This window comes from Cereibacter sphaeroides 2.4.1 (assembly GCF_000012905.2).
GTDB lineage: Bacteria > Pseudomonadota > Alphaproteobacteria > Rhodobacterales > Rhodobacteraceae > Cereibacter_A > Cereibacter_A sphaeroides.
Window position 1 is genome coordinate 403,029 of record NC_007494.2, and the last position, 22,919, is coordinate 425,947.

The following is a 22,919-nucleotide window of genomic DNA, read 5'->3' on the forward strand; positions in this document are numbered from 1 at the left end:
GCGGGATTCTTCCACTGCCTGAAATTCAGGCCCTCCCCGCCGCTCGGGACCATGATCCGATGCAGGATTGTATACATATCTGTCCGAAGCAGCGGCTCCCCTTGCTCCTCCCGCGGCCTGAGGCGAGGAATCGGCCATGGAGATGCGAGGCAGCATGACAGAGGACGCGGCGGCGCTTGCGGGCGGGGGCAACGACACGGTGGCGGGCCGTCTCGCGCTTGCGATCCACGAGCACCGGATCCAGCCCGGCACGAAACTCGCGGAAGACGAGCTGGGCGAGATCTTCGGGGTGAGCCGGACGCTGGTGCGCGCGGCGCTGCAGCAGCTTGCGCACGAGCGGCTGGTGACGCTGCGGCGCAACCGCGGCGCCTTCGTGGCCCAGCCTTCGGTGCGCGAGGCGCGCGAGGTGTTCGAGGCCCGCGCCCTGCTCGAGCCGCGCACCGCCCGCTCGGCCGCGGAACGGGCCACGGCCGCGGACATCGCCCGGCTGCAGCGTCATATCGACGAGGAACATGCCGCGCTCGATGCGGGCGATCCGGGGCGCGCCCTGCGCCTCTCGGGCCAGTTCCACATCGAGGTCGCGGTCATCGCCGATCAGGACACGATCCGCGACTTCGTGGCCCAGCTCGTCGCGCGATCCTCGCTCATCATCGCGCTCTACTGGCAGCGCCGCACCGCGCTCTGCGAAAGCCACGCCCACCATGCGCTCCTGCGGGCGCTGGCCGACGGCGACGGGGCCCGCGCCGAGGAGATGATGAAGGGCCACCTCCTGGATCTCGTCTCATCGCTCGACCTGCGCAATCCCGCGCCGCCCGCCCGGTCGCTGCGCGAGGCGCTCGACCGGATCTGATCGCCCCTGCGGCACATGTGCCCGCCCCGTGCCGCCCCTGCGGCACATGCGCCCGGCCCGTCACTCATTCCGTTTTTTGATTGCGATCAAGGACGTTTCCGGCTTGCCTGCCCAAAAGGGGCATCCAGTCTTCCCCCGGAGTGCAAGATGCGATTGACCAAGTTCAGTGACTATGCCCTGCGCGTCCTGCTCTATGCGGCGAGCATCGAGGACGGCCGGCTTGTGACCATCGGCGAGACCGCCTCGATCTACGGCATCTCGCAGGGGCACCTGAAGAAGGTGGTGATGAACCTCATCCACGCGGGCTTCCTGCAGGGCACGCGCGGGCGCACCGGCGGCTTCCGCCTCGCCCGCCCGGCGAGCGAGATCCGGTTGGGCGAAGTGCTGCGCGCCACCGAAACCGATTTCGCGCTGGTCGAATGTTTCCAGCAGGGCAATGCCTGCTGCATCAGCCGCCCGTGCCGCCTGCCGCCGATCCTCGCCAAGGCGGTCTCGTCCTTCATGGACACGCTCGACGAATTCACCATCGCCGACGTGATGATGGCGCCGACCCAGTTCGGGCTCGAGGACCCGCTCGAGGCCTAGCGCCGGGTGGCGCGCACCAGCGCCACCGTGAAGATCACCAGCGCCACCCAGATCATCGGGAAGGCAATGGCCTCGGCCCGCCCGAAGGGCTCGCCGAAGACGAAGACCGCCGTCAGGAAGATCAGGGTCGGCGCCACATATTGCAGGAAGCCGATGGTCGAGAGCTTCAGGAGCTTCGCGCCGTTTGCGTAGAGCATCAGCGGCACCGCCGTGACGACGCCCGTGCCGAGGAGAAGCGCCTGATCGGGGAGGCTTCCGTGCAGGAAATGCCCCTGCCCCGACCCTTCCACCCAGATCAGCACGCCGAGCGCCGGCGGCAGCAGAAGCAGCACCTCGAGCAGGAACCCCTGGTTCGGCCCGATCGGCAGCGACTTCTTGAGATAGGCGTAGCAGCCCCAGGTCAGCATCAGCGAGATGGCCACGATGGGCAGCCGCCCCGCCTCGACCGTCAGCACGACGACCGCCGCCACCGCGAGCACGATGGCCACCAGCTGCAGCCGGTTCAGCCGCTCGCCCAGCAGCACCGCGCCGAGAAAGACGCTGAACAGCGGGTTGATGTAATAGCCGAGCGCCGTGTCGAGCGCGTGTCCCGCGCCGATGGCCCAGACATAGATCCCCCAGTTGACCGAGATGAGCGCGGCCGTCGCCGCCGCCATCAGAAGCATCCGCGGCGAGCGCAGCGCCGCGCGCAGATCCTGCGTCCGCCCGAGCGCGACGAGGACGGCGAGCGCGACGGGCACCGACCAGATCACCCGGTGCGCCACCACCTCGTAGGCCGGGATATGCGACAGCGCCTTCATGTAGACCGGCAGGAAGCCCCAGATGAGATAGGCCGACAGGGCAAAGGCCATGCCGCGCGGGCTGTCTTCGTTGCGGGGAAGGGTTGCGTCGGCCATCGGATCATCCTCGGAGAGTCCGTCCGCCTTACAGGAGCCCGCGGCCGGGCGCCAATCCCTTCTCGTGCGGTCTCCCATCGCGTTTGCTGATGGATCGCCGCGCGGCCGCACGCCGCAGGAGCGCTGAAGGCCTGCGCGGACCGTCCGGGCGCCCGGCACGGGAGGGTCCGAGCGCCCATCGCCGCACCCCAAAACCGACTGAAAACGTCAATCATATGATTTTCATAGAAAATATTGCATTCCCTCGCACCGCCGCCCATCATGATCCGCGGCGCCTGCGACTCGGCCGGCGCCGAAGGGTCAGGGGCTGGGCGACGGCCGGGCCGTTCCGGGCAACGGGCGCAGGTGCCGTCCGCCGCTGACAGGACAGGCGGACGGGCTCCGGGCCTCCGCCGAACGTATCATGGGCGGGCAGCCGCCCGCCGCGCCGGCTCCTGCCGCCTGCTTCTGCGGGCAGGGGCAGAACGGCTCGAAGGCGACAGGAAAGGACGGACATGAAGGGCGACGACAAGGTTATCGACTATCTCAACAAGGCGCTGCGGTCGGAGTTGACAGCCGTCAGCCAGTATTGGCTGCACTACCGCCTGCAGGAGGACTGGGGCTTCGGCGCGATCGCCGACAAATCCCGCGCCGAGAGCATCGAGGAGATGCACCACGCCGACCGGCTGATCGCCCGGATCATCTTCCTCGAGGGGCATCCGAACCTGCAGGCGCTCGACCCGCTGCGGATCGGCCAGACCCTCAAGGAGACGCTCGAAGCCGACCTCGCCGCCGAACATGACGCGCGCACCCTCTATATCGAGGCGCGGGATCATTGCGAAAGCGTGCGCGACTATGTCTCGAAGGACCTGTTCGAGTCGCTGATCGCGGACGAAGAGGGCCATATCGACTTCCTCGAGACGCAGCTCGAGCTGATGGAGAGCATCGGCGTGCAGAATTACGGGATGCTCAACGCGAAGTCGGCCGACAAGGCCGAGAGCGGCGACCACTGACCGACGGCCGGCCGCCGCGAGCGACGCGGCGGCCGGGAGCCCCTTCCGTCGGACCGTCCGGCGCGGCGGCGCTGAGATCGCAGGCGTGGGACAGGGTCTCTGCTCCACGGTCGCGGCCCGCTAGCCCTCGGGACAGCCGTCCAGAGGCCGCTGGCGGCCCTCTGGCCGGGAGGCGTATCCGTCCAGACCCAATCCCCTGTCCGACATGCCGACGACGTCGTGCGTCTCCGGCGCCCTGCCCGCCCTCGCGGCGGAACGGCCGGGAAATGCGGTGCGCGGATCAGGCCGCAGGCTGGGGTTCCTTGCGGCCGTTCGGCCGCGGCTCCGGTTCCTCCGGTCCTTCTCCCCTGATGGAATGCCACGACGTCCCGCGCGCCTGACGCGGCGGTCGGCGCGCCCTTGCATCGCTGCCCGAAAAGCAGGCAGCGGCTTCGAACCGACCCGCGGCCTCCTGTCCGTTTCGACCGTTGCCTCCTCGCGTCGCTTGCCGAAGCGCGGCCGCGGGAGCACTGTCGCCGAGCGTATCGCAGGACCGCGGAAGCGCGGGACGGCACGAGGGAGACTGACGACGTGACCGGCCCGCGGGACGTTTCGTCCCGAATGTCGGATCCGGAGTGCCTGCCTCCACCGCCCTGACGCGTGCCGCCGGATGACCCTGCACCCAGGGGTTCTTTCAGGCATGACCAGATCGGAACTGTCCCGCCTTGCCGTCGTCGTCAGCGGCTCCGTCCCTCCGGACACCCGGACCCGGATCGACCGGGGCGATAATCCCCGGCTCGACTTCACCCACCTTCAGAGCCTCGGCGCCACGATCTTCACCCGGGATTCGGCGCCCGAGGGCCGGGCCTTCCTCCGCCGCACGCTGGGCGACCGCTTCGCCCCGGCCGAAGCGGTGGCCGAGGCGGCCGACCGGTTCGACGCGATCTTCTGCGTGGCCGAGGACATCGGCGTGCCGGTGGCGCTGGCCCTGCGGCTCCGCGGCAAGCGGACCCGGCTGCTCGTGGGGGTGCACGGACACTACCTCATCAACCGCAAGTTCCGGCTCTGGGCGCTCGCCGCGCGCTACGATGCGGCCACCCGCTTCCTGCCGCTGTCCGAGCCGATCCGGGCGCGGCTGATCGCCGAGTTCGGCCTGCCGGCCAGCCGCTGCCACACGCTCTGCGTGCCGATCGACACCCGCTTCTTCGCGCCCGAGCCCGAGCCCGAGGCCGATCCGCCGATGATCCTGAGCGCGGGTGCCGCACAGCGCGATTATCCCACGCTCATCGCGGTGATGAAGGACGTGCCGGCGCGCTTCCGCATCGCCTCCGGGTCGAGCTGGATCGGCGAGGCCACGAAGCTCGCCGTGCCCGAGACCTGCACGATGGGCAGTGCGGGCTCGATGCCGGCGCTGCGCGCGCTCTATGCCGCCGCCGCCATGGTGGTGCTGCCGCTGCAGGATGTGGTTCATGCCAGCGGCTATGCGGTGGCGATGGAGGCCATGGCCATGGGCAAGGCCCTGATCGTGACGCGCACCGGGGCTCCGGCCGATTTCTTCCGCGACGGCGAGACCTGCCTGCTCGTGCCGCCGGGCGACCCGGCCGCGCTGCGCTCGGCGATCCTGCGTCTGCTCGAAAATGCCGACCTCCGCGCGCGGCTGGGCCGTGCAGCGCGGCATCTGATGGAGGAGCGCTACGGAATGGAGCGCTACACCGCCGATCTCGCGCGGCTTCTGACGGATGTAAGCCGCCCGCCGGCGCAGGCACAGGGCCCGGGCCACTGGGTCCGGCGGCCCCGGGGCGGCTGAGGCCCCCTAGCTTGCCGTCCGGCTGGCCTGCGCTCCGCGCCGGTCGGCTTCGGCGTAGAACTTGCGCTTTTCCTCATACATGTGCCGGTCGGCCCGCTTGATCGTGGCCTCCATCGTCTCGTTGGGCTGGCTCGTCGCATGGCCGATCGAGACCGAGAGCGGGGCCATGAAATGGAAGCGGTTGTTCACCGTGAGGAGCCGCTTGATCGTGTCGACCATCGCCTGCGCCATCGCCTCGCTCGACCGCGGCATGACCACCGCGAATTCGTCGCCCCCGATGCGGGCGGGATGGTTCGTCTCGGCCGCCGCCTCCTTCAGCACTTCGCCCAGCCGCCGGAGCAGCTGGTCGCCCGCGTCATGGCCGAGCGCGTCGTTCACGCCCTTCAGTCCGTTCAGATCCAGCATCACGATGGAGACCGGCCGCACCCCCTGCCGCTCGAGCCGGTTCAGCTCGTCGATGTAGAAGGCCCGGTTGTTCACCCCCGTCAGCACATCGTGCTTGCCGAGATAGGCGAGGTAGGCCTCGGCCTTCTTGCGGGCCGTGATGTCGGTCAGCGCCACCTGAACCAGCGACCAGTCGTGCTCGTGCCCGGGCAGAACGGCGAAATGCATGATGACCGCCCGTTCGCTGCCGTCGAGCGCGTAATTCACCACCTCGCGGCTGTGGTAATAGTGATGGTTCCAGAGCTCGATCAGCTGCTCGCGGAAATGCGGCTCCATGCTGTCGCGGAAGATGTCGCGCAGATGGCTGAGAAGCGTGCGCTTGTCGGGGGCGCAGAACATGTCGAGCGTGGCCTGGTTCACGTCGATCACCCGGATCTCGCCCATGCATTGCCGGACGAACTCGGGGTGGACGTCGGTGAAGACCCGCAGATCCACGATCCCGCGCGCGCGCAGATTTTCGAGAAGCTGGCGGATCTGGCTGAAATCCTCGACCCAGAGCGAGGTCGGCGAATATTCGAAGATGCCCTCGGCGTAGCGCCGGCTCGCGCGTTCGAGCCTGCGCGCCTCTTCGCGGGCGGTCACATCCTCGCAGGTCAGGAGGATCCGATCGAGGCTCTGTTCGGATCCGGGCAGCACCGCCCCGCGCAGCTGGATGTCGAGCCGGCGCCCGCCCAGTGTATAGTTGACCGCGAGGCTGGAGAAGGTCTGCTCGCCCGCCCAGAGCTGCGACAGCTCGTTCACATGGCTCTGGAGCATGTCGTCGCGAAAGACCCGTTCGAGGTTCTCCGTCAGATGGGCGAGATCGCGCGCCTCGTAGAGGGCGAGCGTGCGGGCATTCACCCTGAGAACCTTGATGCTCCGCGAACAGGCGGCGACACGCGACAGGTCGGCCTCGAGGAAGGCCCGGATGTCGGTCACGCCCTCGGCGCGCCACTGGTCGAACAGGGCCCGGACGCCGCTGAAATCCTCGATCCACATCGAGATCGGGGCGAGATCGAAGGCAGCCTCTTCGATCGGCCTCGTCGTAGCGGTCATGCCATGCGCCTCTTGAGGGATTCTTGAACCGACAATCGCGACTCATACACGGGAGCGAGGAGAGCCCGCAAATGGAACCTCGCTGCCTGCGCGGCACGGCGCGCGGGGCCGGCGTCGCCTGAGGAAAGCAACGCCTGCTGCACCATCTGCAGGTTTTTTCGGCGCCGGGAGAAGCCGCCGGCCGCGGTGCGCAAGCGACCCGGTTATGGCCGGAGCCCCCGGTTGCAGAGCCTCGCCCGCAGTGGCGAGGAGCCCGCGGGCCTTGCGTCCCGGGCAGGAGCTGGCAGGTCCCGGGCTGCGACAGCCCCGCACGGGAGTGCCGCGGCGGCGCCATCGGCGGTTGCCGCGCAGGCACCGGCCCGCCATTGTATCCCTGCCTCCCTCTTACGGACCTTCCATGCCCGATGCCCATCCCCCGCCCAGCCCGTCCAAGGACCGCTCCTTCGCAGCGCGCGTCCAGACCGGCGCTCTCGTCATCATCGCCTTCGCCGTGGTGCTGGCCCTGCTCGTGCAGGCGCAGTTCATCCTGATCTCCCTCGCCGTCTCGGTGATCCTCTTCAGCCTGACCTCGGACGCCATCGCGCTCGTCGCGCGCGTCCGCTTCGGGCCGGTCAAGATCCCGAACTGGCTGGCGAGCAGCCTCGCGCTGCTCCTGCTGGCCATCGTGCTTCTGTCGCTGGCCGCGGTGATCGTCTCGCAGGTCAACACGGTGCTCCTGACGGCGCTCAGCTACAGCGAGCAGGCCCCGGCCGCCGTGGCCGCGATCTTCTCCTGGCTCGGCAAGGACGCCGAGGAGGCGGTGCTCTCCTCGCTCCGGGCCGTCGAGATCTCGGGCTATCTGCGCACCCTCGCCGCTCAGGCGGGCACGCTGATGCAGGCCACGGTGCTCGTCATCCTGTTCGTGGGCTTCCTCTTCGCCGAGCGGGTCTGGTTCCCCGTCAAGCTTCTGAACCTGTTCGGCAACCCCGACCGCGCCCGCCGGGTCGAGGAGATCGTGAGCTCGATCATGCACCGGGTGAACCGGTACCTGCTGGTCAAGACGCTGGTCTCGGCGATCACCGGCCTGCTCGTCTGGGGCGTGGCGATGGCCTTCGGGCTGGATCTTGCAGCGCCGCTGGGGATGCTCACCTTCATCCTGAACTTCATCCCGAGCCTCGGCTCGATCGTGGCCACGCTTCTCATCGTGCTGGTGACCTTCGTCCAGACGGTCGATGTGAGCACGGCGCTGTCGGTTCTGGCGCTGGTGGGCGTGATCCAGTTCATCTGCGGCAACATCCTCGACCCGATGCTGATGGGCCGTGCGCTGCAGCTCTCGTCCTTCGGGATCATCATCAGCCTCGCCTTCTGGGGCGCGATCTGGGGGATCCCGGGGATGTTTCTCTCGGTGCCGATCATGGTCGGGCTGATGATCGTCTGCGCCGAGACCGAGGCGCTGCGGCCCATCGCGGTGCTTCTGTCGCGCGAGGGGCTGGCCGCGCCCATGCATCCCGAACGCCCGGCCGCCCCGCCCCGGGCCGAGCCCGAGACAGAGACAGTGGCCTCGCGGCGGGTGGGCCTGTGAGCCCGCCCCTCAGGCGGCCCGCGAAGAGGGTGTGTCGACCCGGCCCGCCATGACCGGGGCGAGCCAGCGCTCGACCTCGGCCAGTTCCATGCCCTTGCGACGGGCATAATCCTCGGCCTGATCGCGCTCGACCCGCGCGAGGCCGAAGTAATAGGCGTCGGGATGGCCGATATAGAGGCCAGAGACCGACGAGCCCGGCCACATGGCCATGCTCTCGGTCAGTTCCACCCCCGTGGCCGCGGTCGCGTCGAGCAGGCGGAAGAGCGTGACCTTCTCGGTATGGTCGGGCTGGGCCGGGTAGCCCGGCGCGGGCCGGATGCCGCGGTAGGGCTCGGCATGAAGCGCATCGGGCGTGAAGGACTCGTCAGGGGCGTAGCCCCAGAGCTCGCGGCGCACCCTCTCGTGCAGCCTCTCGGCCATGGCCTCGGCGAAGCGGTCGGCCAGCGCCTTGACCATGATGGCGGAGTAATTGTCGTTCGCCCGGTCGAACCGCTCGGCGATGGAGGCCTCCTCGGGGCCGGCCGTCACCACGAACCCGCCGACCCAGTCGGGCCCCGCGCCTTCGGGCGCCACGAAATCCGACAGGGCGAGATTGGGCCGCCCTTCGCGCTTCGTGACCTGCTGGCGGAGGGTGAAGAAGGTGGCGAGCTCGGCCTGCCGCGTCTCGTCGGCATAGAGGCGGATGTCGTCGCCCACCGCATTGGCGGGCCAGAAGCCCACCACCGCACGCGGCGTGAACCAGCGTTCCGCCACGATGCGCGCGAGCATCTCCTGCGCATCGGCAAAGAGCGCGCGGGCGGCCTCGCCCTGCGCCGGATCCTCGAGGATGCGCGGATAGACCCCCTTCAACTCCCAGGTCTGGAAGAACATCGTCCAGTCGATGTAGCGCGCGATCTCGGCCAGATCCCAGCCGTCGACGGTCCGGCTGCCGGTGAAGCTCGGCCGCACCGGCCGGTGCGCGGCCCAGTCGAGCTTCAGCGCATTGGCCCGCGCCGCCGCCAGCGGCAGGCGCTGCTTGGCGCGTTCCGACCGGGCGTGGCGCTCGGCCACCTCGGCATAGTCGGCGCGCAGCCCCTCGACATAGGCGCCCTTGCGCTCGGCGCTCAGAAGCTGGCCCACCACCCCCACCGCGCGGCTTGCATCGGTGACATAGACCGCGGGGCCCCTGCAATAGGAGGGGGCGATCTTCACCGCCGTATGCACCTTCGAGGTAGTGGCCCCGCCGATCAGCAGCGGGATGTCGAACCCTTCCCGTTCCATCTCGGCCGCCACCGTCACCATCTCGTCGAGCGAGGGCGTGATGAGGCCCGAGAGGCCGATCGCATCCACCTTCTCGGCCCGCGCCACCTCGAGGATCTTCGCCGGCGGCACCATCACGCCCAGATCGATGATCTCGTAATTGTTGCAGGCGAGAACCACGCCCACGATGTTCTTGCCGATGTCATGCACATCGCCCTTCACCGTGGCCATCAGCACCTTGCCCGCCGCCTCGCGGCCCTCGCCGCCGCCGAGACGTTTCTCCTCCTCCATGTAGGGCAGGAGCACGGCCACGGCCTGCTTCATCACCCGGGCCGACTTCACCACCTGCGGCAGGAACATCTTTCCCGCGCCGAAGAGGTCGCCCACCACGTTCATCCCCGCCATCAGCGGGCCCTCGATCACATGGAGCGGCCGCTCGGCCGCCTGCCGGGCCTCTTCGGTGTCGGCCTCGATGAATTCGGTGATGCCGTTGACCAGCGCATGTTCGAGCCGCTTCTCGACCGGCCAGCCGCGCCAGGCCAGATCGCGCGTCTTCTCCTCGCGCGCGCCGCCCCGGAACCGCTCGGCCAGAGCCAAGAGCCGCTCGGTCGCGGTGCCGCCCTGCTTCGGCTTGCGGTTCAGCACCACATCCTCGCAGGCCTCGCGCAGGTCGGGATCGATCTGGTCGTAGACCGCAAGCTGGCCCGCATTCACGATCCCCATGTCCATCCCGGCCCGGATCGCATGGTAGAGGAAGACCGCATGCATCGCCTCGCGCACGGGCTCGTTGCCGCGGAAGCTGAAGGAGAGGTTCGACACGCCGCCCGAGACATGGGCATGGGGCAGGTTCGCCCGGATCCAGCGCGCGGCCTCGATGAAGTCGACGCCGTAATTGTCGTGCTCCTCGATGCCCGTGGCCACGGCGAAGACGTTCGGGTCGAAGATGATGTCCTCGGGCGGGAAGCCCACCTCCTCGACGAGGATGCGGTAGGCCCGGGCGCAGATCGTGGTCTTGCGGGCGAAACTGTCGGCCTGCCCCTCCTCGTCGAAGGCCATGACCACGACCGCGGCCCCGTAGGCGAGGCAGAGGCCCGCCTGCCGCCGGAACGACTCCTCGCCCTCCTTCAGGCTGATCGAATTGACCACGGGCTTGCCCTGCACGCATTTCAGTCCGGCCTCGATCACCTCCCATTTCGAGCTGTCGATCATCAGCGGCACCCGCGCGATGTCGGGCTCGGACGCGATCAGGTTGAGGAATTCGACCATGGCGGCCTTCGAGTCGATCAGCCCCTCGTCCATGTTCACGTCGAGGATCTGCGCGCCGTTCTGCACCTGATCGCGCGCGACCTCGAGCGCCGCCGCATAGTCGCGGTTGGTGATGAGCTTGCGGAAGCGAGCGGAGCCCGTGACGTTCGTCCGCTCGCCCACGTTGACGAAGGGGATGTCGGGCGTGAGGACGAAGGGCTCGAGGCCCGAGAGACGAAGGTAACGGGTCATACGAGGGTCCTTGGCGGAAGATCGGCCACCGCGCAGGCGATGGCGCGGACATGGTCGGGCGTGGTGCCGCAGCAGCCGCCCACGACATTGACGAGCCCTTCGCGGGCGAAGCGGGCGACCTGCGCCGCCGTCTCGTCCGGGCCCTCGTCATACTGGCCGAAGGCGTTGGGCAGGCCCGCGTTCGGATAGGCGCAGATCGCGGCATCGGCCACACCCGCAAGCTCGGCCAGATGGGGCCGCATGGCCGCGGCTCCGAGCGCACAGTTCAGCCCCACCGTGAAGGGCCGCGCATGGCGCACCGAATGCCAGAAGGCGGTCGGCGTCTGGCCCGAGAGCGTGCGGCCCGACGCGTCGGTGATCGTGCCCGAGATCATCAGCGGCAGCCGGCGGCCGGCCTCGGCGAAGGCCTCGAAACAGGCGAAGATCGCGGCCTTCGCATTCAGCGTGTCGAAGATCGTCTCGATCAGGATGAGATCCGCGCCGCCCGCGATCAGCGCCCGCACCTGCGTGCCGTAGGCCATGCGCAGATCGTCGAAGCTCACAGCGCGGTAGCCCGGATCGTTGACGTCGGGGCTGATCGAGGCGGTGCGGTTGGTGGGCCCCACCGCGCCCGCCACGAAGCGCGGCCGCCCGTCGAGCGCCGTCGCCCGATCGAGCGCGCGCCGCACGATCCGCGCCCCCTCGCGGTTCAGATCCTCGACCGCGCTCTCCATCCCGTAATCGGCCTGCGCGATGGTGGTGGCCGAGAAGGTGTTGGTCTCGACAATGTCGGCACCCGCCATGGCATAGCGGAAATGGATCTCCTCGATGGCCTGCGGCTGGGTCAGGATCAGGAGGTCGTTGTTGCCCTTCTGCGGCCGCTCGGCGTGGTGGCGGCAGCCGCAGCCGGCATAATCCTCCTCGCTCAGCCCGAGCGCCTGGATCTGGGTGCCCATCGCCCCGTCGAGGATCAGGATGCGTTGGCGCACGAGGGCCTCGAGAGCCGGAACGGCGCGGGAGGGCGGAAGGGAAAAGGTCAGCATGGAGTCCGGTCGGATCAGGAGGAGAAGCGGAGACCATAGCGGGAAGGGCTTCATCGATCACTCTCATATCCCGCACTATCATCATGAAGGTGTTTCATGATTTTCCATCGCCCACATCGCGACCCGACCTCTGCGCCTTCCATGAGAAGGTGCACCTGCACTCCCTGCCCCCCACGGACCGGCAGGATGAACGCCAACTCCTGCTCTGCCATGGCGGAACCGGCGCGCGGGGCCGCTGCAGGCTTGCTTCGCCCTGAAGGTGACTTTACCAAGACGAGCAGTCCTCCCCGCGGCCCTTTTGCACGCGGGGACACCGGGAGATCTGTCAGATGCCGTCACCGCGCGCCGCCTTCCCTCTCCAGCCGAAGGCGCAGGCCGCTGCCCTGCTGGCCGCAGGCCTGATCCTCGCCGCCTGCGGCGGCGGGGGCGGCGGCGGCGGATCGGACCCTGTCGAGCCGGGCTTCACCGGGCGCGAGGTCAAGACCGAGGGCATCAAGTCCTACACGACCGATCACAACGGCTTCACCCGTGCGCGGATCGATCTGGCCTCGACCCCGGCCGACCGCGACGCGCTGGCGGGCTTCGACAACGGCGGGTCGCCCGCGGGCTATGCGCGTCTCATCAAGGACGCCGAGAACAGCTTCCCCGACAAGACCTTCGTCGAGGTCATCGCGGAGGTCGCGCCTCTGACGGGCAGCGGCGAGAAGGTCGTCAAGGTGCTGCGCCTGACCGCGGATCAGGCGCCCTTCGACAATGTGGACAGCAGCGGGAACGCCATCGGCAGCGGCAAATACTACTTCCGGGGCACGGGCGACTTCCGTGTCTATGCGAGCGTCGACGGCGGCGCGGTGCGGACCGGGCGCGGCGACCTCGAGAACCTCGTCATCGACTTCGACCGGGGCACCGCGGCGATCAACCTGCGGACCGGGCAGGAGGGCGCCTCCGAGATCGAGACCCAGATCAAGGCCGACAACCTGACCTTCAACGTCCTGACCGGCGAGTTCGGGGGTGCGATCACCCAGACGGCGCGGGTGGGTGGCGAGACGCTCTCTGCCCAGGGCTTCCTGCGCGGCAGCATCAGCGGCAACGAGACGAGCCTGCGGCAGCACGACGAGAAGATGACCACCTCGGGCGTCTATCACGCCACCGGCAAGCGCCTGACCTCGCAGGGCATCTTCTGGGGGAGCCATCCCAACGTCGACAAATGAGGGCTGCGGCGCTGGCCGCGCTCGTAGCCGCCCTGCCGGCCGCGGTCGCGGCGCAGAGCTACGAGCTCGGCCGCAGCGGCGATCTGGTGGTCTCGGAGCGGCTGAGGATCTTCGCCCAGGGGCGCGCCTTCGCCGCCGAGGCGAGCCCCTGGAGCCGCACCCTGGCGCTCAAGTCGGACCTGATTGCGCAGGGCTTCTTCCATGAGGGCCCGGCCCCGGACTGGATCCTGACCGAGGTCACCGCCCGGCCCACCCTCGGCTGGTCGCCCAACCTGAACGGCGGCGTGGGCCAGCGGAGGATCGATTTCGCCGGCGGCTGGCTGGAAGTCGATCCCGCCTATGTCGCGAAATCCGGCCCGACCGTGGGGATCGCCGTCGAGGGCGAGGCGCGCCTCGCCTGGGGGCTGGGGCGCTTCCTCGAGGTCGAGGCGGACGGCGCGATCTCGCGCGCCCGCGAGAGCGGCTACGAGCGGCGCGACCGGACGCTCGGCCTCTGCAGCCGCAACCATCTGGCCGGCTGGAGCTTCCTCGACCTCTGCCTGCGCGAGGCGAAGAGCAGCCGCAGCCTGAGCGATTTCGAACAGCGCGAAACTTCGGTCCAGCTCGCGCAGCTCTTCGCGGTGCCCGGCAGCTATCACGAGATCCGCCTCGAACTGGGCGAGCGGCGGCGGCCCGAGTTCGACCAGCCCTATGCCGGGCTGGAATTGCATTCGGTCTGGTCGGGTCTCGCCACCCGCGTGGGGCTGGCCCTCGGCCGCCCGGTGCCGGGCCGCAGCGTCGAGCGGGTGAGCGCCTTTACCGAGGCCCGCTGGCGCATGGGCGGTGCCGCCACCGGCGCCGCGGTCTGGCATTCGGAAGCCTCGGGCGGGCAGCTCTTCGGGATCGCGCAGGAAGACCGTTCCACCGGGATCGCGCTCTTCCGCCAGCTCACGCCCCGGCTCGATGTCACCGTGAGCTACGAGCGCACGGACTCCACCGTAGCCCTCTTCCGCAGCGACCAGATCGGGCTCGATCTCACCTGGCAGATCGACCTGCGCTGAGGCCGGGGCTGGCACGGGGACCGGGAGGGCCGGGAGACCGCCATCCCGAGGCCCGAGTGAGGAAAGGGCTGGTCATCTGCCGGGACCGGACTATCTGGAACCTGCAATGCCGGCGCCCAGGAACGGAGGCGCTTGGCGGAGGCCGCGGGAGACGGAATGTCCGGGCATCTGAGGCGCCAGCGCTGATCATGATGACAGGCCGGACTGCCTTTCGCGGCATGACAGGGGCGGATGCGGACCATCCCTGCCATGGCTCGCAGCCCATCCCCCCGCATCGGGCCGGCCCTCGCGCGGCGGTCCGGCAGATTCGGCCGGCAGGTCCGGGTCCTTCGGAGACATCAAGGAGACCAGAATGAAGAAACGCACTTCGGCGCAGGCCCTGCTCGACCACTATCTGACCGCGCCGGTCGAGCGTGCGGGCCCTCCCGGAGCCGGGCGCCGTCTTTCCCCCAAGGAACAGGCCGCCGAACGCACGACCGAGGCGGCGCGGAGGCAGATCGAGGCCGATACCGAGGAGCGCGCGGCCAAGTCCCGCCGCCTCGCCGCGGCCCGCCTCGGCAAGGACGCCCCCGGCCGAGACGGCTGAGCGGCTGCCGGTCCCGGGTGCCGCGCAGGCACCCGAGCCGCGCTGACCGGGCGCCCGGAAGCCCGCCCCGGAGCAAACCGGCGAGACGCACGGCCGCGATCGCTTCCCGGCCATCACTCCCGGGTCTGAAGCCCGCACCCCTGCCGCCCTGACCGGACACCCGGAAGTCCGAGCCTCCGCCAAGCGGGAAGACCTCTGGCTGTAACGGCCAAAGGTCTACCGACGCACGAGAAATCGACCGCGCAGCGCCGGCAGGCGCAGGACCGGCTGCTGGCGGCCAATCCGCCTCTGGCGGCGCGCACCTCGGGCCGCGGCCCGGACGGCGATGACGTCTGCATCCGCTTCCGGACCAATGCCAATACCGAGGTCCGCCCGAGCAACGTCGCCCTGCTTTACTGCATCAAGTTCTGAGGTCCGCCATGAAGGTCATGCAACTGAACGAGACCGGCCACTTCGTCGGGATCGAGGAGGCCGACGAGAGCCCGCTCGAGCGCGGCGTCTTCCTGATCCCCGCAGGCTGCATCGAGGCGCCGGATCCCGATCCGCCGGCAGGCTCGCGCGCCCGCTGGACCGGGGCCGGATGGGTCTATGAGCCGCTGCCCGTCGGCGTGTAGGACGGGGCGGAGGCCCCCGCGCCCGACCCCGATCCCGGCCCCGAGGAGATCCTCGCCGGCGTGGCCCGGGCGGTGCAGGCTCATCTAGATGCCGCCGCCCGGCCTGGATCGATCCCGAGCTGAACACCGAGGCCACGATGAAGGCCGGGAAGCTCTTTCTCGACTTCGACATCGAGCCGCCCGCGCCGCTGGAGCACCTGACGCTCCAGGCGCATCGCAACGGCGACTATTACGAAGAGCTCGTGCTCTCGGTCACCGGCAACCGGTAAGGAGACAAGGCATGGCCCTTCCGCGCACGATCAGGAACTTCAACGCCTTCGTCGACGGGGTGAGCTACTTCGGCATCGTCGACGAGGGCAAGCTGCCAGCGGTCAAGATCCAGACCGAGGCGCATCGCGGCGCCGGCATGGACGGCCCGATCGGCATCGACGTCGGCATGGAGGCGCTCGCTTCCAAGATGTCCTTCTCGGAATGGGTGCCCGCCATCGTCAAGAAGCTCGGCCGTCAGGAGCGCTTCGTGTTCCGCCCGGCGATGGCCAACCCGTCGGACTTCGGCGCCGTGCCGATCGTGGCCACCCTTTCGGGGCTGATCACGGTGAGCGAGCCGGGCGATCTGAAGCCCGGCACGCCCTCGAAGCTGAAGATCTCGATGGATGTGCGGAGCTACCGGCTGGAGATCGACGGCGAGTTGCTGCTCGACATCGACCTGCCGAACGCGAAGCGGGTGATCGGCGGCCAGGACCAGCTGGCAGAGATGCGCCGCGCCATGGGTATTTAAGGGGGCCTAAAACCATGTCCAAAACCACTCTTCTCCAGCCGCTGAAGCGAGCCTCGGGCGACATCGCGAGCGTCACGGTGCGCAAGCCTGACGTCGGCAGTCTGCGCGGCCTGAAGCTCACCGACATCCTGCAGATGGACGTGACCGCGCTCAGCCGGCTGCTGCCGCGCATCACCGAGCCCGCGCTTCTGCCCGACGAGGTGGCAGCGCTCGATCCGGCCGACTTCCTCGGCCTCTCCGCGGCGGTCGTGGGTTTTTTTGCGACGGCGGAGATGGTGGCCACGGCGGAGGCGGATCTTCTCCGCCACTAGAGCTGCCGGACGATCCCGAGGAAGCGATGGCCGACATTGCCGCCGTCTTCCACTGGCCGCCCCAGAGCATGGACCCGATGAGCCCGGAGGAGCTCGCCCGCTGGTGGGCGAAGGCCCGGGCTCGGTCGGCACCCCCCGACATGAGCGAAGGCTGACCGATCGCGATGGCCGACCTGAACATCCAGCTCATCCTGCGCCTCGTCGACCGCGCAACGGCCCCGGCCCGCGCGGCGATGCGGGCCGTCGAGCGGCTGGGCGGCGAGGGCATGATGCGCCAGGCGGCGACGGTCGGGCGCGGCGCGGCTCTGATGGGCGAGGGCCTCGGCTCGGTCACCGGGGCGGCGCTCCGAGGGGGCGCGGTGCTCGCGGGCTATGCCGGGACCGTCTCGCTGATCGCCGGGGCCTTCCTGCGCCCGGCGGCCGAGTTCGAGCGCTTCCGGGTGCAGCTGACCAATCTCGAAGGCTCGGCCGAGGGCGCCGACCGCGCCCTGCGCTGGATCGAGGACTTCGCCACCCGGACGCCCCTGCAGCTGAATGACACGGTTGCGGCCTATGCCCGGCTGAAGGCCTTCGGGCTCGACCCGACGAAGGGCGCGATGCAGGCGCTCGTCGACACGATGGCCGCGACCGGCGGCGGGGCCGAGCAGCTCGACGGGCTGGTGCTGGCGCTGGGGCAGGCCTGGACCAAGGGCAAACTGCAGGGCGAGGAGGCGCTGCAGATGCTGGAGCGCGGCGTGCCGGTCTGGGATCTCCTCGGCGCGAAGATGGGCAAGACTGCGGCCGAGCTGCAGGAGATGGCCTCGAAGGGTCAGCTCGGCCGGAAGGAGATCGAACTGCTGATCGAGGCCATGGCCGAGAAGAACAAGGGCGCCTCGGAGGGGATGGCCAAGACCTGGGACGGGATCCTGTCGAACGTGCTCGACCATTGGGGCCGCTTCCAGCGGATGGTCATGGCCTCCGGGGTGTTCGACTTCCTGAAGGGCCGGCTGCAGGAGATCCTCGGCACGCTGAACGCCATGGCCGAGGACGGCCGGTTGCAGCTCTGGGCCGACGAGGTCGCCCGGGTGATCCTCAGGACGCTCGAGGCCATGTGGGCCTTCGCCGGTCAGGCGGTCGCGGCCTGGAACCTTCTGGTGCCGGTCGTCGCCCAGGCGGCAGACCTGCTCGGCGGCTGGGACCGGCTGGCCTGGTTCGCGGCCTCGCTGCTGATGGGGCGGATCGTCCTGAGCCTGATCGGCGGCTTCCTGACCTTCGGCCGCGGCCTGCTGCTGGTGGGATCCGGCCTCGCCGGGATGGCCGGCCATGCGGTGGCGGCGGCTGCGATCCTCGCCCGGCTCGGGCTGCTGATGCGGGGAGTGCTGGCGGCCGGCTTCCGGCTGCTGCGCGCCGGCGCGATCATGGCCGGCACCGCCATCCAGTGGCTCGGCCGGGCGCTGCTTCTTGCCGGGCGGGCGATGATCTGGACGGCGACGGCGGCGGCCCGGCTGTTCCTGGTCTCGCTGCACGGCATCGCCCGGGCGGCGATCGGCGTGGCCTCGCTCGCGCTCCGGAGCCTCGTGACGGCCTCGCAGCTCGTCGGCCGGACCCTGCTCGTGGTGGGCCGGGCGGCGCTGGCCAACCCGATCCTGCTGGTGATCGCCGCGATCGCCGGCGCGGCTTACGTGATCTACCGGAACTGGGACGGGGTCGTCGCCTACTTCCAGGGCAAGATCGACCGGGTGCGGGCGGCCTTCGACCAGGGGCTCTTGAACGGCGTGCTGGCCTCGCTGGCCGCGTTCAACCCGTTCGTGCTGATGATGGACGCGGCGGAGGGGCTGCTCCGCTATCTCACCGGCTGGGACTTCGCCGACGTCACGGCCGCGCTGACCGCCGCCTTCGACATCGACCTGTTCCAGTTGGGCGTCGACATGATCCTGTCGCTCTGGGAGGGGATCAAGTCCGTCATGGGCCAGCTGACCGCCTATGTGCAGGAACAGCTCTCGGGCCTGATCCCCGAGATGCCGGCCTGGCTGAAGGGCATCGGCGGCGGCGAGGGTGGCCAAGGTGGTGGCGGCGAAGGTTCCGACCGCCCGGCGCGGGGTGCGGTGGCCGGTCCGGCGGCGGTGGCGCCGAAGCCCTGGGCCGCAATGACGGCCGGGCAGCGCGCGCTCGGCGGGCCGGTGCGGGCGGGCCAGATCTACCGCTGGCAGGAACAGGGGCAGGAACTCTTCGTGCCCCGCACCGATGGCGAGGTGATCTCGAACCGCCAGCTCCGCGCTCTGGAGGCCATGGCTGCGGCGCCGGCGCAGATCCGGGTGGTGGCGGGCGGTGGCCGGGCCGGCGGGTCGGCCCCGGCGGCGGCTCGGGCACCCCGGCTCGAGATCGGCGGCATCACGATCCACGCGGCCCCCGGCATGAGCCCGGCCGATGTGGCCCGTGCGGTTCGGCGCGAGCTGCAGGCGGTTGCCCGCGAGCGCGGCCTCGCGCTCCACGACGGGGGCGAGCATGATTGATCTCGGCGCCAGCCTCGTGATGATGGCGCTCGGCAGCTTCCGCTTCGGCGTGAACCGGGCGGGCTACCAGAGCTTCAGCCGATCGGCATCGTGGCGCTGGGAGGCGCAGGACCGGCTCGGCCGGGCGCCGGCGCTGCAGTATCTCGGGCCGGGCAGCGACGAGATCACCCTCGAGGGCGTGATCTATCCGCACTTCCGCGGCGGCCTGCGCCAGGTCGAGCTGATGCGGCTGGTGGCCGGCACCGGCCAGCCGATGGTCCTCGTCGACGGGCTCGGCTGGGTCTGGGAGCGCTGGGTGATCGCCACGGTCGAGGAGCGGAAGAGCCTGTTCCTCACTGACGGCGCGCCGCGGAAGATCGAGTTCACCCTCGGCCTCCGCGCCTACGGCAGCGACCGCGCATGAGCCGGATCTACCGCACCCTCGCCGGCGACATGCTGGATGCGATCTGCAAGGCCCGGCTCGGGTCCGAGCGGCATGTACCGGCGGTGCTGGCGGCCAATCCGCACCTGGCGGCGCTCGGCTCGGTCTATCCGGCCGGCGTGCTGATCACCCTGCCCGAGGTGGCCGAGCCGGTGGCCACCGGCCAGATCAGGCTCTGGGGCCGGACATGATCCCGGCCTTCCGGCTGACCGTCGATGGCGAGGACGCGACCGGTGCCGTGGCCGACCGGCTCCTGAGCCTCGTGATCACCGACGAGGACGGCACGAAGGCCGACCGGCTGGAGATCGAGCTCGACGACCGCGACGGCCGGCTGGCCTTTCCCGACACCGAGGCGCGGATCGAGGTGGCACTGGGGTTCGCCGGCCAGCCGCTGGCCGCGATGGGGGTCTTCGCCGTCGATGGCGTGGCGGGCAGCGGGCCGCGGCAGTCCCTGCGGATCACCGCCACCGCGGCCGACCTGAAGGGCGAGATCCGCAGCCCCCGCACCCGGGCCTGGCGCAACCGGAGCCTGCGCGACATCGTGGCGACCGTCGCGGCCGAGGCCGGCCTCAGGCCGGTGGTGGGCGAGAGCGTGGCGGGCACGGCCTGGGACTATCTCGCCCAGACGGCCGAGTCGAACCTGCACTTCCTGACCCGGATCGCGGCAACGCTCGACGCCACCGCCAAGCCCGCCGGCGGCGCGCTGGTGGTGCAGCGCCGCGGCGAGGGCCGGACCGCCGCCGGCGACCCGCTCACCCCGCCGGTCCTGCCGCCCTGGCGCCTCTCGGACTGGAGCTGGTCCTTCGAGGGCCGCAGCGTCTATCGCGCGGCCGAGGCGGAATGGACCGAGACCGGCAGCGGCATCACCCACCGGGTCCGGGTGGGCTCCGGCACGCCGCTGAAGAAGCTGCGCCACGCCTATCCGACCGAGGCCGAGGCGCTGCGGGCGGCCGAGGCGGTGCTGTCGGGCGCCGCCCGCGCGGCCATGACGCTCGAGGCCCGGCTCGCGGGCTTCGAGCCCGGCCTCCTCGGCGGCGCCTCGGTCACCGTGACCGGTCTGCGCCCCGAGCTGAACGGCGACTGGCATCTGGAAAGCGTCAGCCACCAGCTCGACCCGGGCGGCCTCGTGACCTCGTTCCGCGGCAGGAAGGGCACGGCATGACCGGCTGAGCGTCAACCGGGAGGCCAGAGGGTGTGCAACCACCCTCCGACATGGGGCATGATGGCGATCGATCCCCCACCGACCAGACAAGAATCATGGCCGCTCCCGCACCCTTGCGGGCACGCCGAAGAGACACGAACCAGATGAAGAGTCCACTCTCGCCCGTCACCCCGCTGCAGCCTGTGGCGCCCTGGATCGGCGGCAAGCGCAACCTCGCCCGCCGGATCTGCGCCATCCTCGACCGCAGCCCCTGCCTCACCTATGCCGAGCCCTTCGTCGGCATGGCCGGGATCTTCCTGCGCCGCAGCTCGCGCCCCCGGGCCGAGGTCATCAACGACCGCGGCCGCGACGTGGCGAACCTGTTCCGCATTCTGCAACGGCATTATCCGCAGTTCCTCGACACGCTGCGTTTCCAGCTGACCACGCGGGCCGAATTCGAGCGTCTGGGCGCCACCGATCCCGACACGCTGACCGACCTCGAACGGGCGGCGCGGTTCCTCTACCTCCAGCGCACCGCCTTCGGCGGCAAGGTGAGCGGGCGGAACTTCGGCGTCTCCTCGCATCGGCCTGGGCGGTTCAACCTCACCACGCTGGAGCCCATGCTCGAGGACCTGCACAGCCGCCTCGCCGGCGTGATCGTCGAATGCCTGGACTGGGCCGACTTCCTCGCCCGCTACGACCGGCCCGAGACGCTCTTCTATCTCGACCCGCCGTACTGGGGATCCGAGACCGACTACGGCCGCGGCCTGTTCCAGCGCGAGGACTTCGGGCTGATGGCCGAGCGGCTGGCCAAGTTGCAGGGCCGCTTCCTCCTCTCGATCAACGATGTGCCCCAGATCCGCGCGATCTTCGGCAGGTTCCGGATCACTGAGGTGACGACCACCTATTCGATCAGCGGCAGCGCGAAGGGCAATGGCACGGCGCGGCCGGAGCTGCTGGTCTCGAACTGGGACATCGGCGAAGAGGGCTGAGGAAGGTGCCGTGGGCGGAGCGATCCGCCCGCGGCGACCTTGGCAGGGTATGAGGCCCCGCGTCCGACGCCGCGACCCAAACCAGATCTCGTGCTCTTGGGGCAAGGTACCGATTACCGTACGCGGCGGGTTGTCACAATCGAGAGGAGGGCAGCCCTCAAGTGTTCTGCGCGCAGGTTGCGGCGCCATGACGCATCACCTGCCTTGCTCCTTGAGCAAGCCAGGTGATGCTGTCTTCTTTGATGGCGTGGCGCAAAACTGCCAAGGGCAACGAAGCGCCAACCCGGCATAGATCCCGCCGAACACGCTGCCCGATACCTGTGGAGGAATGAGTTCAATGTCTATCGAGCAAACGATCAAGGTTCTCTCTGAGCGGGTCAGGCAGCACAGCGCGAACATGATGACGGAAGAGGCAGTCAAGACAGCAGTCGTCCTGCCGTTTCTTCAGAGCCTCGGATACGACGTCTTCAACCCTTTCGAGGTTGTTCCGGAGTTCACGGCGGACGCGGTAGGAAAGAAAGGCGAGAAGGTCGATTACGCGATCAAGCTCGAGAACGAAATCCGCATCCTTGTCGAGTGCAAACCGATCAGCACGAACCTCGACAAGGTGCACCTCGCACAGCTCTTCCGCTACTTCACGGTCACCAGCGCGAAATTCGCCATCCTGACGAACGGCCGCTACTTCCACTTCCACACGGATCTCGACGAACCAAACAAGCTGGATAGCCGACCCTTCTTTACGTTCGATCTGGCCGAGCCGCACGCTCAGGTTCTGGCGGAGTTGAAGAAGTTCGAAAAAATCGGCTTTGACGTCGACACGATTCTCGCGAATGCAGAGCGGCTTAAATATACGTCAGCTATTAAGGCTCACATCCATCGGATCATGGAGGATCCGCCCGAGGAACTGATTCGCTTGGTAACCGCTCCGCTCCATGAAGGACGATATACGGCAGCCGTGATTGATCAGTTCCGCGGACTCTTGAAATCTGCGTTCAAAGAGATGATCCGCGAGGCAGTACATGAACGGCTTTCGTCGGCTCTCGCCAGTAACGAGCCGGTAGCCGAACCGTCTGAATTGGAACCTTCAGAACCAGACGTCGTCACGACGCAGGAGGAGATGGAGGGCTTCATGATGGTCAAGGCAATCGTCGCAGGTACGATCAAGCCAGGCCGCGTACATATGCGTGATCAGAAGAGCTACTGCGGGATCCTCGTTGACAACAACAACCGCCGTCCGCTGGCACGTCTCCACTTCAATCGTTCGGTCAAGTACATCGGGCTATTCGACGGTGAGCAAGAGGAACGCGTTCCGCTTACGTCCACGGATGACATCTATGCCTACGCTGAGCGCCTCCGAGTGACTGCCGCTCGATACGTCGAAATGTCCAGCACCTAGGCCTCAGTTTAGATTTTTTGTCTCGGGTCACGA

General features: G+C 69.1%; 23 protein-coding genes. 19 read left to right on the forward strand and 4 right to left on the reverse strand.

All coding sequences use genetic code 11. The features are described from left to right. The first annotated feature begins 136 nt into the window (after positions 1-136). Positions 137-850 carry a GntR family transcriptional regulator gene (locus RSP_RS17345; RefSeq protein ID WP_011339223.1) on the forward strand — a complete coding sequence of 238 codons (714 nt, stop codon included), beginning with the start codon at positions 137-139 and terminating at the stop codon, positions 848-850. Between the two features lie 147 nt (positions 851-997). Beyond that, complete coding sequence (locus RSP_RS17350; RefSeq protein WP_011339224.1) at positions 998-1,435, forward strand: RrF2 family transcriptional regulator; 438 nt, start codon at positions 998-1,000, stop codon at positions 1,433-1,435. Here the strand turns inward: RSP_RS17350 and rarD are convergent. Then, complete coding sequence (gene rarD, locus RSP_RS17355; RefSeq protein WP_011339225.1) at positions 1,432-2,331, reverse strand: EamA family transporter RarD; 900 nt, start codon at positions 2,329-2,331, stop codon at positions 1,432-1,434. The genes RSP_RS17350 and rarD overlap by 4 nt on opposite strands. Before the next feature lie 494 nt (positions 2,332-2,825). On the opposite strand from rarD, the gene bfr reads away from it, so the two are divergent. Then, positions 2,826-3,323 (forward strand): bacterioferritin, encoded by a 498-nt coding sequence (gene bfr / locus RSP_RS17360; protein WP_009561543.1) that lies wholly within the window; start codon positions 2,826-2,828, stop codon positions 3,321-3,323. Positions 3,324-4,002: 679 nt separating this feature from the next. Continuing rightward, entirely contained in the window at positions 4,003-5,109 is a 1,107-nt protein-coding gene (locus RSP_RS17365) for a glycosyltransferase family 4 protein (protein ID WP_011339226.1), read from the forward strand. 6 nt (positions 5,110-5,115) lie between these two features. Here RSP_RS17365 and RSP_RS17370 read toward each other — a convergent pair whose 3' ends face one another. Then, positions 5,116-6,588: a GGDEF domain-containing protein gene (locus tag RSP_RS17370; protein ID WP_011339227.1), complete on the reverse strand. Its 1,473-nt coding sequence runs from the start codon at positions 6,586-6,588 to the stop codon at positions 5,116-5,118. 397 nt (positions 6,589-6,985) lie between these two features. On the opposite strand from RSP_RS17370, the gene RSP_RS17375 reads away from it, so the two are divergent. Beyond that, complete coding sequence (locus RSP_RS17375) at positions 6,986-8,149, forward strand: AI-2E family transporter (protein ID WP_023004202.1); 1,164 nt, start codon at positions 6,986-6,988, stop codon at positions 8,147-8,149. 9 nt (positions 8,150-8,158) lie between these two features. On the opposite strand, the gene metH is transcribed toward RSP_RS17375, so the two are convergent. Both metH and RSP_RS17385 read right to left on the reverse strand, forming a co-directional pair. Continuing rightward, a complete protein-coding gene (gene metH, locus RSP_RS17380; RefSeq protein WP_011339229.1) occupies positions 8,159-10,885 on the reverse strand; it encodes a methionine synthase in 2,727 nt (908 codons plus the stop codon). Then, positions 10,882-11,907 carry a homocysteine S-methyltransferase family protein gene (locus tag RSP_RS17385; RefSeq protein ID WP_160384144.1) on the reverse strand — a complete coding sequence of 342 codons (1,026 nt, stop codon included), beginning with the start codon at positions 11,905-11,907 and terminating at the stop codon, positions 10,882-10,884. Before RSP_RS17385 ends, metH begins: the two co-directional genes overlap by 4 nt. Positions 11,908-12,236: 329 nt before the next feature. On the opposite strand from RSP_RS17385, the gene RSP_RS17390 reads away from it, so the two are divergent. The 14 genes from RSP_RS17390 (at position 12,237) to RSP_RS17455 (ending at position 22,886) form a co-directional block, all read left to right on the forward strand. Next, positions 12,237-13,115 carry a hypothetical protein gene (locus RSP_RS17390; RefSeq protein WP_011339231.1) on the forward strand — a complete coding sequence of 293 codons (879 nt, stop codon included), beginning with the start codon at positions 12,237-12,239 and terminating at the stop codon, positions 13,113-13,115. After that, positions 13,112-14,155 carry a lipocalin gene (locus RSP_RS17395; protein WP_017140362.1) on the forward strand — a complete coding sequence of 348 codons (1,044 nt, stop codon included), beginning with the start codon at positions 13,112-13,114 and terminating at the stop codon, positions 14,153-14,155. The genes RSP_RS17390 and RSP_RS17395 overlap by 4 nt, the downstream gene beginning before the upstream one ends. Positions 14,156-14,507: 352 nt before the next feature. Next, positions 14,508-14,741: a hypothetical protein gene (locus RSP_RS17400; RefSeq protein ID WP_002724021.1), complete on the forward strand. Its 234-nt coding sequence runs from the start codon at positions 14,508-14,510 to the stop codon at positions 14,739-14,741. 419 nt (positions 14,742-15,160) lie between these two features. Beyond that, positions 15,161-15,355, forward strand: coding sequence for a hypothetical protein (locus RSP_RS17405; RefSeq protein WP_011339233.1), 195 nt, complete (start codon positions 15,161-15,163; stop codon positions 15,353-15,355). Between the two features lie 137 nt (positions 15,356-15,492). Then, on the forward strand, positions 15,493-15,624 hold the full coding sequence (locus RSP_RS22680; protein WP_011339234.1) for a hypothetical protein: 132 nt from the start codon (positions 15,493-15,495) through the stop codon (positions 15,622-15,624). 11 nt (positions 15,625-15,635) lie between these two features. Beyond that, positions 15,636-16,133 (forward strand): phage major tail tube protein, encoded by a 498-nt coding sequence (locus tag RSP_RS17415; RefSeq protein ID WP_011339235.1) that lies wholly within the window; start codon positions 15,636-15,638, stop codon positions 16,131-16,133. Between the two features lie 14 nt (positions 16,134-16,147). Continuing rightward, positions 16,148-16,444, forward strand: a complete 297-nt coding sequence (locus RSP_RS17420; RefSeq protein WP_011339236.1) for a phage tail assembly protein — start codon at positions 16,148-16,150, stop codon at positions 16,442-16,444. 26 nt (positions 16,445-16,470) lie between these two features. After that, positions 16,471-16,599 carry a GpE family phage tail protein gene (locus RSP_RS17425; protein ID WP_017140364.1) on the forward strand — a complete coding sequence of 43 codons (129 nt, stop codon included), beginning with the start codon at positions 16,471-16,473 and terminating at the stop codon, positions 16,597-16,599. A 9-nt stretch (positions 16,600-16,608) separates the two neighbouring features. Next, positions 16,609-18,936, forward strand: a complete 2,328-nt coding sequence (locus tag RSP_RS17430) for a tape measure protein (RefSeq protein WP_011339237.1) — start codon at positions 16,609-16,611, stop codon at positions 18,934-18,936. Then, complete coding sequence (locus RSP_RS17435) at positions 18,929-19,339, forward strand: phage tail protein (protein WP_017140365.1); 411 nt, start codon at positions 18,929-18,931, stop codon at positions 19,337-19,339. Before RSP_RS17430 ends, RSP_RS17435 begins: the two co-directional genes overlap by 8 nt. Beyond that, positions 19,336-19,548, forward strand: coding sequence for a tail protein X (locus tag RSP_RS17440; protein ID WP_011339239.1), 213 nt, complete (start codon positions 19,336-19,338; stop codon positions 19,546-19,548). Before RSP_RS17435 ends, RSP_RS17440 begins: the two co-directional genes overlap by 4 nt. Beyond that, positions 19,545-20,519 (forward strand): phage late control D family protein, encoded by a 975-nt coding sequence (locus tag RSP_RS17445; protein WP_011339240.1) that lies wholly within the window; start codon positions 19,545-19,547, stop codon positions 20,517-20,519. The genes RSP_RS17440 and RSP_RS17445 overlap by 4 nt, the downstream gene beginning before the upstream one ends. Before the next feature lie 143 nt (positions 20,520-20,662). After that, positions 20,663-21,490 (forward strand): DNA adenine methylase, encoded by an 828-nt coding sequence (locus RSP_RS17450; RefSeq protein WP_017140366.1) that lies wholly within the window; start codon positions 20,663-20,665, stop codon positions 21,488-21,490. Between the two features lie 337 nt (positions 21,491-21,827). Next, positions 21,828-22,886 (forward strand): type I restriction endonuclease, encoded by a 1,059-nt coding sequence (locus tag RSP_RS17455; protein WP_017140367.1) that lies wholly within the window; start codon positions 21,828-21,830, stop codon positions 22,884-22,886. Positions 22,887-22,919: the final 33 nt, after the last annotated feature.